The organism is Clostridium sp. DFI.5.61 (assembly GCF_024462915.1).
GTDB lineage: Bacteria > Bacillota > Clostridia > Oscillospirales > Oscillospiraceae > Lawsonibacter > Lawsonibacter asaccharolyticus.
This window is the reverse complement of sequence record NZ_JANGBZ010000042.1, coordinates 15,554-27,049: the sequence shown is the minus strand read 5'-3', so window position 1 is coordinate 27,049 and position 11,496 is coordinate 15,554. Positions and strand designations below refer to the sequence as shown.

Sequence of the window (11,496 nt, the reverse complement as noted above, 5' to 3'; positions counted from 1 at the left end):
AAAAGACACGGCTGGCTGCCGTGCCTTCAACCGTAAATACATTGTAATAGGAGGTAATACGAATGGGTATTACAAATTCTAATAAAGTGATCAATGCGGATAGGATCGACTGTGACGGCTCCCTGAAAGTCACGCTGGCCCTCACTGCCGCTCCTGATATTATTTCCACCCCCACTGACATTGCGCTGGTACTGGACCGCTCCGGCAGTATGACCGGGACCCCGCTGACCAACATGAAGACCGGCGCGAAGACCTTCATCGACATCATCTCCCAGTCCACCGGCGGCCAGTCCTCCGGTGAGATCGGCTCCGGCAGCCACATCGGCATCGTCAGCTTTGCCGACACGGCCCAGCAGAACACCCAGCTGATCACCTCGGTATCCACCTTGAAGAACGCTGTAGACTCCCTTTCAGCTGGCGGGAGCACCAACCATGCCGATGCCTTCTCCAAGGCCATCGCCCTCTTTGACCCCAGCTCCAGCAATGACAAGGTCATCGTCATGTTCACCGACGGAAAGACCACCGCCGGTGCGCCCCCGGCCCCCGTCGCAGCCGCCGCCCGGGCCCAGGGCATCGTCATCTACTGCATCGGCCTGCTGGGCTCTGACGGGGTGGATGTCAATGCTCTCAACGACTGGGCCACCGACCCCGACGCCAGCCACGTAGCGGTCACCCCCGACGCCGCCGAACTGGAGGAGCTCTTCGCGGAGCTGGCGGCCAATATCTCCAAGACTGGTGCCACCAACATCGTCATCAACGAGACCGTGACCGCTGATTTCGTCATCACCAGCATCCTGACGCCCTCCGCCGGCAGCGCCACCATGCTCAATGCCACCTCCCTGCGCTGGACCATCCCCCAGCTGGGCGTCTCCTCCCCGGAGAGTGCTGCGCTGGAGTTCTTCATCCGCCACGTGGGCCAGAATCCCGGCACCAAGCTGGTCAATGAGTCTATCACCTACTCCGACACCGAGGGGAACGTGGTGGACTTTCCTGAGCCCACCGTGTCTGTGGAGTGCGACGTGGTGGTCAATCCTGAGGAGTGCCCCGTGCCGGCGGACCTGACCATCGAAGGCTGCTCGGACTCCGTGGTGGTGGACATGGGCAATGTCTATCTGGAGTCCCTGGGCCGCATCATCCAGATGGATGTGACCATCAAGAATGTATGCCCTGGCAAGCGGGTGGCCCTGGCTGCCATTCTCACTGAGGTGGATGAAAATGGAATGGAGTATCAGCGCGGGAGCAAGGCCATGACCATCCCGGCCCATAACTTCCCCACCTGCCGCGATGTGCTGGTCAAATGCATCAAGTTCGTGCTTCCGGAAGATCTTGATATCTCTGGCGGCTCCACCCAGGTCATGTGCAACCCCCGCAGCTTCAAGGCCCGGTTCATCGCCCACAACATCGACAGCGACTTCCGCTGCTGTGAGTCTGTCCTGACCCTGTAAACTGCCCCTTTCCCCACAAACCACCGCCTTCCGCGGTGGTACATACCTCCCCGGGCCGTTTCTTCTCCTTCTGGCGGGGCGGCTTGCCGCTTTCCTGGTTTTCGGACAAGCGCCCCAAGAAATATGGTCCTTCTGGCCTGTTCCGGCTTTGGGGAGCATGATACTTGTATGGTCCCGGCGGCCCCGCCCGCTCCGTCCTGTAAGCGCAGCAGTGCGGTCAGCGCCTTCCCGGCGCTGGCCGCACTGATTTGGTCCCTGCCAGTCCCCTATTGAAAATACTTCTCCCGGATCTGCTGGATGGGCATCTCCCGCCCGGTCCACAGGCGGAAGGACGCCGCCCCCTGGTGGAGCAGCATATACATCCCGTTGAAGGTCTTCAGTCCCGCCTCTCGGGCCATCCTCAGCAGCTGTGTCTCCCGGGGCTGGTAGATCACGTCCGACACGGTCAGCCCGGCGTGGAGCCAGGAGGCGTCGGGGATCAGGCAGCCCGGCATCCGCTCCATACCCACCGGCGTGGTGTTCACCAGAAGGTCCGCCTGCCCCAGGCAGGTCCGCAGCGCCTCCCGGTCGTCCAGATCGTGGAGGACCACCCGGCACTGGGAGGCCCGCTCCAGCTCGGCCGCCACCCGCTCCGCCCGGGGCCAGAAGGCGTCCCTGGGGTTGAACACATCAATGGCCGCCATTCCGTCCAGAGCGGCCTGGACCAGGACGGCGGTGCCGGCACCGCCGGCACCCAGCTGGACCATCCGCTTCCCCTCCGGCTGAAAGCCCGCCTCCCGGGCGCTCCTCATATAGCCCTCCCCATCGGTGGTGTGGCCCACCAGGCTTCCGCCCTCGTTGACCACGGTGTTGACCGCCCCGCAGATGCGGGCGGCCGGAGAGAGACGCTCGCACAGGGCCGCCGCCGCAGTCTTGTGGGGCATGGTCACGTTGAAGCCACGCACCCCCAGAGCCTTCAGCCCCTCCACCGCCTCGGCCAGGCGGTCCGGCGCCACGTCAAAGGCCAGGTAGGTATAGTCCAGGTCCAGCAGAGCGCAGGCCTCGTTGTGCATCGCGGGGGAGATGCTGTGGGCCACCGGGCTGCCCAGCAGGCAAAGCAGTCCCGTGCGGCCGGTGACTTGACGGCTCATTTATCCCCCTCCCCTCAGCTCCGGGAGGCCAGGGCCCGGTGGAGGATATCCATGGCGGCGTTCAGCTCCTCCACGGGGATCTGCCCGGGGGCGGAGACCTGGCCCACCGCGCCGAAGGTCATAGCCGAGCCGAAGTACTCCCCGCACAGGCGGCTGACCACCCCGGCCCCCATGGACATGGTGATGATGGGCCGGTCGGCGTACTTCCCGCTCATCTCCTGGGTGGCGTCCAGCAGGGCAATGACATCTCCCGGGCACCGGGGCATCACCGCGATCTTCGGAATGTCCGCCCCCAGCTCCTGCATCTTCCGCAGGCGGAAGAGCAGGTCAGCCTTGTCCGGCGTGCCACCGAAGTCGTGGTTGGAGCCCACCACCGCTTTCCCCGCGGCGTGGATGGCCTGAATGTTCCGGCGGACCACCTCGTCCCCGGAGAAGACCTCCACATCCACGGCGTCCGCGTCTCCCGACTGGGCCACCGCGGTGTTCAGCGCCGTATAGGCCTCCATGTCGATCTCCTTCTCGCCCCCCTCCTTCCTGGTGCGGAAGGTGAACAGGATGGGGGTCTCCCCCAGGATCTCCCGCAGCCCCTTCAGTGTGCTCAGCACCTTAGGCAGCTGGAAGACATCCTCATAGAAGTCCACCCGCCACTCCACCACGTCCAGGGCGTGGGCACGGAACTCCCGGGCCTTCTCCAGGATGCCCTGGGCCGTAGCGGCCACGATGGGGACGATCACCTTGGGCTTTCCGCAGCCCACCTCGACATTGCGCAGCATCACTGTTTTCATCAAAACTTTCTCCTTTGCCAAATATCAAAATACGGGGGGCCGCCGCAGGTATCCCTGCGGCAGCCCCAGATCCAATTTTTCAAAAGCCCAGCTGCTTTGAGATGCTCCTGCCGTCCAGGGCATTGGGCGCTGTCCCCAGGTGCACGCTCTCAGCCGCAGCCAGACCTGCCGCCTCTCCCAGGCGCATACAGGTTATCATGACACGGATGCAGGCATGGGCCGCATAATCAGTGGAAATACACCGCCCCGCCAGCAGGAGGTTGGAGATCTCGTTGGTGACCAGACAGTGGTAAGGGATATAGAACACGCCCGTCTTGGGCTTGACGATGGTGCTGGAGACACCGTCGGTGTCATGGATATCCACAGGGTAGGAGCTTCTGACTACAGGGTCTGCAAAGAGCTTCCCCTCTACCACGTCCTCACCCGTGAGGACATATTTCCCCTGGATCCTTCGGGAGTCCCGCAGGCCGGTGAAATCTCCTGTAGAGATGAGGTAGGCCTTCTCAAATCCCGGCACGTTTTCAATAAAGAAGCGGCTGATCCTCCTTACCTGACGCCGGGCCTCCATCTCCGCCCGGCTCCACTGAGCCGCATCCAGAGGATCGATCCGAATTCGGCTCATATTGGAGTAGATCGTTCCGGATGGGAGGGGGCGTGCCAACAGGTTATTGACATAAAGGCACCCTTCTTCGATCCCCTTCTGTGCCAGACGCTCCCGCTCCGGCTGGCTGACCTGCTCATACCGCGCTATGTCCACACCGGCCATTTTGTACATCAAGGTCCCGGGCTGAAGGACTCCTTTTTCGTCCCCTATCTCCCAGCGGCAGCCGGCACTGACCGCCACGCTCCCATGGAAGGAGGCGTCAATGACCACTTTGCCGCTCACAGTTTGGACCCCCTGCTCGTTGTGGATGGTCAGTGCGGTGATGACGCCGTCCTCTACCTGCGCGCCGATGACCCGGGTATGAAGGAGCAGCTCCACGCCCGCCTGGTCCACCAGATCGAAGATCAGATCTTTGAGTATCTCGGACTCATAGGGGATGACTGGGATATCCAGGTCTCTGCGTCCGCATAGATAGATCGTCTCGATGCCGGAGGTCCCGCCCGCAGCGGCGAGGCCGTCCATCACGTCCTTGATGATGCCCTGCTGAGGCCTGTCCGGCTCACCATCGGCAAAACCCATGAACATGCTCACCTGCGCTCCGGTGGCGGTCCCGCCCAAATACGCCTTTTCCTCGATGAGCAGCGTCTTTGCGCCCCCTCTGGCGGCCGTCACAGCGGCTGCAAAACCGGCGGTACCGCCGCCGACCACAATAACATCAAACTGTCGTTCCATAAGCAGCTCTCCTTTCCCTCTGTCACATGATGGCCGCGGCGATCGGGTAGCCCACCACCGCAAAGATCACGGCCGCTGTGACGGACCACAAGAGCCCATATTTGAGCATCGTATCCGTATTCAGCCATCCGGACCCGGCCGCAATGGCGGCGTGGGCCGTGGAGGGCGGAGTCGCGCAGGCCACGCAGGCACAGGCGCCGATCACGCAGGTCAACGCGGCAGGATCGACCCCGGAAATAGCTCCGCCATACACCAGCGGCAGCGAGATGCTGTACATCAGAGTGACGGTGACCGTGTTGGAGGCAAAGTTGGTGATCATGACCGTGGCCAGGGCGATAAACAGCACGAAGATAATGGGGGACATACTGCCGATGATGGGGGAGAGCGCTCCGCTGACCACAGCGGTGATGCCCGCTTCTTCATGGGTCAGGGCGCTGCCCAGCACGCTGGTGGCCGCCACCATGAACACAGCACCCCAGGGCACCCCCTTGGCCACGGCCTCATTGAAGTTCATCAGAGGCTTCCCCTCCACATGGAGGACGCACAGCAGGCACGCTCCGATCATGGCCGGGGTGGGCGTCCCCAGCGAGGAGATGGCGGAGGCCACCTCGGGCAGGACAGGCGCAATGATCCCGGGCAGCAGCCACATGGCCACCACCAGCACGAAGACGAGCAGCGTATATTTCTCCTGGCGGCTCATCGGAGTGGTCTCAGACTTCAGCACAGAGCTGTCCAGACTGCTCAGGCGCTCCGTCCCTGGACGACAGACGAATTTGGTCAGCACCATGGACGCCGCGAAAGTGACCAGGCATGCCGCTACGCCGAAGATGGTATAGGAGACGAAATTCACCGGGACCCCGGCGTCGTTCTCATACAGGGAGAGTGCCATCGTGGTGACCGTGTGGGCGATCGGGGTGGCAGCAGTGGACAGGGAGGCAAAAAACAGGATGCCCAGCACGACGATCTGAGGGAAACGGTCGCCCTTCTCGTACTTCAATTCCTTGAAGATCTGCTCTGCAATGGGCAGGCAGACGATAAAGGCCGGGATGGGAGACATAAAGGAACCGATGACCAGGGGAGCCAGAAACAGCAGCCCCAAAAACAGCCAGGGGTTCTTCTGCGCCCAGGGCCGGGTGACGAACCAGACCGCGCAGCGCTTGAGGAAGCCGGTCTGGCCCAGGGTATAGGTCACCATGGAGCTGAAAAGCACAAAGGAAGTGATCCAGCCCCCCATAGAGCCCGACAGGCCGCTGGAATACGTGTACAGCGGGGACAGGATCAGCGCGATGATGCACAGGATACTGGGCCAGGTGACCGAAACGAACATCCACAGCAGGATCGTGCCGATGAAAATACCGGCCACCTGCATCCCCAGAGGGGTCAGCCCAAAGACGGGGGGCAGAAACTGACATCCAAACATAAGCAGGACGCCGATGATAGTCGCGATCGTTTTTTTCGTACTCATGATCTTCTCACATTCCTCCTGATCTGATTTTCAAGCCGGCTCGTTCTCTGTGTCAAATTATAGAGCAAACCATCTCAGGAGCAATTCTTCTTCCCTCTCTATTTATTCTCAAAAGGAATAAATAGAATCTTTTATTCCTTTTTTGTGCATTTTCCCCTCTCTTTCTCCTGGTATTTTCCACTCTGCCCCCAAAACATTCGGTCCATTCTCATTGTAACGGGGCAGGCGTCATGCTATAATGAAAAGGATCATTCTGAGAGGGGGTGCTCTGTTGGAGCTGGACCAGGTCCGCCACGTGCTGGCGGTGGTAAAATACCGCACATTTCTGGAGGCATCCTTTCAGCTCAACCGCTCTCAGTCCTCCCTGTCCAAAAGCATCCGCCGGCTGGAGGAGGAGCTGGGGATCTCCATCTTTGAGCGCACCACCCGCCGCGTGGAGCTGACCCCGGCAGGCCGTGACTTCGTCGCTTACGCCGAACAGATGATGGTCTGTTATGAAGGGATGCTCCACGCCATGGAACAGCACCGCAGCAACGGCAAGCGCTCCCTCCGGGTGGGCAGCATCTATTTCGGCCTGCACAACCGCCTGGCCCCTCTGGTGGCCAATTTTTCCAAGCTCCACCCCAGCATGGAGATCGAGATCCGGGAATCCACCACCACGCCGCTCCTTCAGGATCTCCATAAAGGGGAGCTGGATGTGGTCTTTGTCTCCAGCATGTACCCGGAAGGAGCTGAGCGGGCCAATTTCTCTCAGTATCCAGAATACCGCTCCCATTCCTGCTTCCGGGAGTCCTATCAGATCGTGGTCAGCCGGGACCACCCCTTTGCAGGCCGGAGCCAGCTCACATATGAGGACCTGGCTGACCAGCCCTTTATCATGACGGACCGGACCATGGACGTCTATCACAGGGCCGTTCAGAAAGCCTTTTACGCCCACAGGGTCCCCCTGCATATCGCCATGTACTGCACCACTGTCCGCTCTGTTCTGCATATGGTCTCCCAGAACATGGGGATCGCCATGCTCTCTCCCCTGGTCATCGAGGAGTCGGACGACCTGTGCATCATCCCCCTGAAGGATGCCCTGCTGCGGGACACTCAGATGGTGATCCTCAACCAGAAAGAGATCCCGCCCCACGTGAGATCCTTTTATCATTATGTCAAGACTCAAAATCTGGCGTAGCCTTTTTTCGATATCCTGAAAGGCCCCGCGGGGTCTGCCGTTGAGCGGACCTCACGGGGCTTTTCATTCCGGCATCCACCGTGGGGCGGACGCCTCACGCCGCTCTGAGATCTTGCGTGCCAGGCGGCCGCTTACAGCACCGCGGCGGCGATGGGGTAGCCCACAAAGGCCAGGATCACGATGCTCAGCAGGGCCATCAGGCCGCCGTACTTGAACATGTCCTTCACGTCCACCCAGCCGGTGCCGGCCACCACGGCCATGGGCATGGTGCTGGGGGGAGTGGCGAAGGCGTAGGAGGCCGCGGCTCCGATGACGGAGGCCAGGGCTACCATATTGATGTTGCCCATAGCCAGGGCGATGGGGGCGGAGATGGTATAGAACACGGTGGCGCACACGGTGTTGGAGGAGAAGTTGGTTGCGATGATGCACAGGGTGGCGATGACCAGGATGAAGATGGTCTGGTTCATCCCGGAGACCAGGGGGGTGACGTTGCTGATAAGGAAGTCGGAGATGCCCACCTTCTCCAGCGTCAGGGCGCCGCTGATGACCAGGACGGCGGCATTGAAGATCAGGGCGCTCCAGGGCACGCCGCGGGCGGCCGCGTCCTTATAATCCATAATGGGCTTGCCGTCCACCTTGGTCAGGCAGAGGATCACGATGGCCACCATCACAGGCACCGCATTGCCCAGCGCAGAGATATACCCGCCGACGGTGGGGGCGATGTCCTTCAGGAAGCCCTGGAGGAGCCAGATCACGATGACCACCACAAACAGGACCGCGGAGATCTTCTCCTGCACGCTCATGGGCTGGAGGTCAGAGCGCAGCCTGGTGGCATCATAGTGGCGCAGCTTGTTCAGGTCCGGGCGGTAGAGCAGGCGGTACACCAGGATCAGGGCCGCAAAGATCAGCAGGCCGGTGACAATGCCGAAAGCGCTGTATGCCATGATGTTCACGGACAGGCCGGTCTGGGACTCCAGCAGCTGGATGGGGATCAGGATGATGGCGTGGCCCAGGGGGGTGTTGGCGGAGCCGATCCCCACCGCGATGCCCAGGCCCAGCACCAGCATCTGGGGGAAGCGGTCCCCCTTCTCATACTTCAGCTCCTTGAAGACCTGCTCCGCGATGGGCAGGAAGACCAGCAGGGCCGCGGTCTGAGACATGAAGGAGGCCATGAACATGGCCCCGAAGAGGAACATGGTCACGAACATCCAGGGGCTGCGCTGGGCCAGCTTGTTGGTAAAAAACCAGATGGCCAGCCGGCGGGTGAGGCCCACCTGGGACAGCACGTGGCTGAGCATGAAGAACACCAGCAGGAAGGCGATGGTAGAGTTGCCGAAGCCGCTTTTAAAGATATCCCCCGGCGACATGATCTGGAAGATGGCCAGGATCGCCATGCACAGCAGGCTGGGCCAGTCGGTGCCGATGAAGTTCCACATGAGCATGATGCCGATGAAGATACCGATGACCTGCATGCTGGTCTGGTTCAGGCCCGCGGGAGCGGGGATGAACTGGAACAGCAGGATGAACGCAAAGGAGATCAGCAGCATCACGAGTTTTGAGGTCTTGCCTTTCACTTTTGGATCTCTCCCTTCTCTTTCTTACACACCATATTTCTGATCCAGACAGCTCCGCAGGCTGGCGGAGGAGATCTGGTCCAGAGTCTTGTTTTCCCGCAGGGCCAATGCCGCCGCATAGCCCGCCGACTCTCCCACGTTCATCATGATGGGCATGACCCGGACCGCCCCAAAGGCCTTCGGGTCCGCGGACAGGCACTTTCCGGCCGCCAGGGTCCGCTTCATCCCCAGGGGGAGCAGGCTGCGGTAGGGGATATGATAGACCCCGGGGAGCATCTTCCACACCACGGTGTTGGTCACGGGGTCGTGGAGGTCCATGGGATAGCATCCGCAGGCCACCCGGTCCTCAAAGCAGGTCATCCGCTCCAGATCCTCGATGGTCAGCCGGTAGGCCCCCCGGATGCGCCGGGCGTCCCGCACACCGGCCAGAGGGGCAATGCCGGAGAGGTAGGCCCCCTTCAGGCCGGGCACCTCCCGCTGGACGAAGCGGAAGATGGGCTCGATCTGGGACCTCAGCTCCACCATCCCCCGGGTGGCGTCGGCCAGATCCTCGTGGTCAAACTTGGCCCGGGTGACATTCAGGCTCACGTCCCGGGTGCCGGGGATGGGGGTAAAGGCCAGAATGCCTCCCTTCAGCACACCGCTCTCCCGGCCCTGCCGGATGGTCTCCCCCAGGCGTGGGCTGTGGATAAAGGCGTCCAGCTGGTCCAGGTCCACGTTGGAGATGCGGAACATCAGGGTGGCGATCATCCGCTCCCTCTCGTCCGCCGCCTCCGTCTCCCCGCCCAGCGCCTGGACCAGGGAGGCGTTTCCGGTGGCGTCGATCAGGTATTTTCCGGAGAGGGCGATCTCCTGATACGGCCCCCGGGCCGTGATCTGACACTCCTCCTCTCCCTCTCTGGCCGCGGTCAGCTCCGTCTCATAGAGCAGGGTGATCCCCGCCTCCACGGCCAGCTGCTCCAGCAGAAGCTTGAGCCGCTCCGGGTCATAGCGGAGGCGGTCGATCTTCACCTCTTTGTTGGAGGACATTGGGACTGCGAAGTGGTAGGCCGCATGTCCGCCCCAGATCAGGCGGTCAAAGACCTCCCGCTCGATCCCCCGGTAGAGGGGCGCCCCCTGAAAGCCTGCCGCGTTCATCTCGGTCAGACCGGAGCTGGCGGCCAGGCCGCCCAGGCAGGTCCCCCGCTCCACCACGGCCACCTTCAGCCCCTCCCGGGCCGCGGCGATGGCGCTGAAGGCCCCGGCTGTGCCGCCTCCCACCACGATCAGATCAAACTGTGTCTCTTGCTGCATGTACTCCCTTCTTTCTTCTGTTGTTTGGCGTCATTTTAACCAAAATCCGGAACAAAAAGCAATCTCACTTTGGAAAGTCATATTTCCGAAACGGAATCGGATTCTATTTTCAAGGCATATTCCATTCCAAAACAGCATATCATTCTGTTTTGGAATTTTTATTTTCCAATTTGGTATCATACTGCCTGGGATTTTGGGAAACTCTCGTTGTCTTTCTCCGCCCCCCATGGTATCATAGGGCATATCACGGCAATCTGCACAAGGGATGGATGTCAGATGGACCTGTTTCAGTTGAAATGCTTTGTCAATGTGGTGGATCAGCGGAGCTTTACAAAGGCCGCCTTTGAGGTCTCCAGCTCCCAGTCCGCCCTGTCCAAGCAGATCAGCAAGCTGGAGGATGAGCTGAACGTCCGTCTGTTTGACCGCAGCCGCCGGGTGGTGACGCTGACGCCCGCAGGCCGGGAGTTCGAGCCCCACGCCCGAAAGCTGCTGGCCGACTATGACGAGATGATGGCCTCCATCAAGCGGTTCTCCAACAGCGGGCATCTGCACATCGGCAGTGTGGACCACATGGGCCGGGTGGGGCTGACTACCCCCATCTCCACCTTTTTGAAGCAGTATCCCGACGGCGGCGTCACCATCGACATCGAGCGGGGGACCTCCCTGGGGGTGATGGACCAGCTGGTGGCGGGAAAGCTGGATATGGCCTTCATCGCCCACATCATCTCCCCCTTTTCCAAGGCGTCCAACATCGACGCCTATCAGCTGGACCACTACCGCCTCTATACCCTGGTGGTGGACAACTACCACGCCATCGTCAGCCGCCGCCATCGGTTCGCCGGGCTGGATGTGGTCACCTGGCAGGATCTGGCGGAGGAAAAGCTGGTCATTCTGGACAAGAGCTACGGTCTCAATGCCATCATCCGGGAATCCTTCCGCCAGTGCGGCCTGCGGCCCAACATCGCCTTCGAGTGCGACCAGGTGGACGCCATCCTGGGGATGGTGGAGGGAAATTTCGGGATCTCCATCCTCTCCAAGCGCATTGCCGCCACCCAGTATGACGTGGAGGCCATCCCCATCGACCCGCCCATCTCCCGCAACACCGTGCTGGTGGTCCCCAAGGAGGTGGAGGCCCGCCAGCGGCTGGCCGGCGGCTTTGTCCGCCACATCGTGGATTATTACAGGGACAACACCCCCGGCCCCTGCGGGGAGCCGTAGCCTCCGCCCTCCGCGCCCGGGCGGTTCCCGGCATTCTCCCCCCTCGCGCACTGTCCGTCAGACGGAGCGC

At 61.4% G+C, this 11,496-nt stretch carries 9 protein-coding genes; 3 read left to right on the top strand and 6 right to left on the bottom strand.

Going from position 1 to position 11,496, the window contains the following annotated elements; genetic code table 11:
• The first annotated feature begins 62 nt into the window (after positions 1-62).
• A complete protein-coding gene (locus tag NE584_RS14830) occupies positions 63-1,445 on the top strand; it encodes a VWA domain-containing protein (protein ID WP_108981397.1) in 1,383 nt (460 codons plus the stop codon).
• A gap of 266 nt (positions 1,446-1,711) precedes the next feature.
• On the opposite strand, the gene aroE is transcribed toward NE584_RS14830, so the two are convergent.
• The 4 genes from aroE to NE584_RS14810 form a co-directional block, all read right to left on the bottom strand.
• A complete protein-coding gene (gene aroE, locus NE584_RS14825; protein ID WP_108981398.1) occupies positions 1,712-2,575 on the bottom strand; it encodes a shikimate dehydrogenase in 864 nt (287 codons plus the stop codon).
• Positions 2,576-2,589: 14 nt separating this feature from the next.
• Positions 2,590-3,363, bottom strand: a complete 774-nt coding sequence (gene aroD, locus NE584_RS14820; protein ID WP_337542721.1) for a type I 3-dehydroquinate dehydratase — start codon at positions 3,361-3,363, stop codon at positions 2,590-2,592.
• Positions 3,364-3,439: 76 nt separating this feature from the next.
• The gene (locus NE584_RS14815; RefSeq protein ID WP_256183126.1) at positions 3,440-4,696 is read right to left on the bottom strand and encodes an FAD-dependent oxidoreductase; all 1,257 of its coding nucleotides are present in this window, start codon (positions 4,694-4,696) and stop codon (positions 3,440-3,442) included.
• A 22-nt stretch (positions 4,697-4,718) separates the two neighbouring features.
• Positions 4,719-6,161, bottom strand: coding sequence for an SLC13 family permease (locus NE584_RS14810; protein WP_050624562.1), 1,443 nt, complete (start codon positions 6,159-6,161; stop codon positions 4,719-4,721).
• A gap of 238 nt (positions 6,162-6,399) precedes the next feature.
• Between NE584_RS14810 and NE584_RS14805 the strand changes: the two genes are divergently transcribed.
• Positions 6,400-7,341 carry a LysR family transcriptional regulator gene (locus tag NE584_RS14805; RefSeq protein ID WP_256183125.1) on the top strand — a complete coding sequence of 314 codons (942 nt, stop codon included), beginning with the start codon at positions 6,400-6,402 and terminating at the stop codon, positions 7,339-7,341.
• 131 nt (positions 7,342-7,472) lie between these two features.
• On the opposite strand, the gene NE584_RS14800 is transcribed toward NE584_RS14805, so the two are convergent.
• Both NE584_RS14800 and NE584_RS14795 read right to left on the bottom strand, forming a co-directional pair.
• The gene (locus NE584_RS14800; protein WP_050624560.1) at positions 7,473-8,915 is read right to left on the bottom strand and encodes an SLC13 family permease; all 1,443 of its coding nucleotides are present in this window, start codon (positions 8,913-8,915) and stop codon (positions 7,473-7,475) included.
• A 24-nt stretch (positions 8,916-8,939) separates the two neighbouring features.
• On the bottom strand, positions 8,940-10,208 hold the full coding sequence (locus tag NE584_RS14795; protein WP_256183124.1) for an FAD-dependent oxidoreductase: 1,269 nt from the start codon (positions 10,206-10,208) through the stop codon (positions 8,940-8,942).
• Positions 10,209-10,484: 276 nt separating this feature from the next.
• On the opposite strand from NE584_RS14795, the gene NE584_RS14790 reads away from it, so the two are divergent.
• Entirely contained in the window at positions 10,485-11,426 is a 942-nt protein-coding gene (locus NE584_RS14790; RefSeq protein ID WP_050624558.1) for a LysR family transcriptional regulator, read from the top strand.
• Positions 11,427-11,496: the final 70 nt, after the last annotated feature.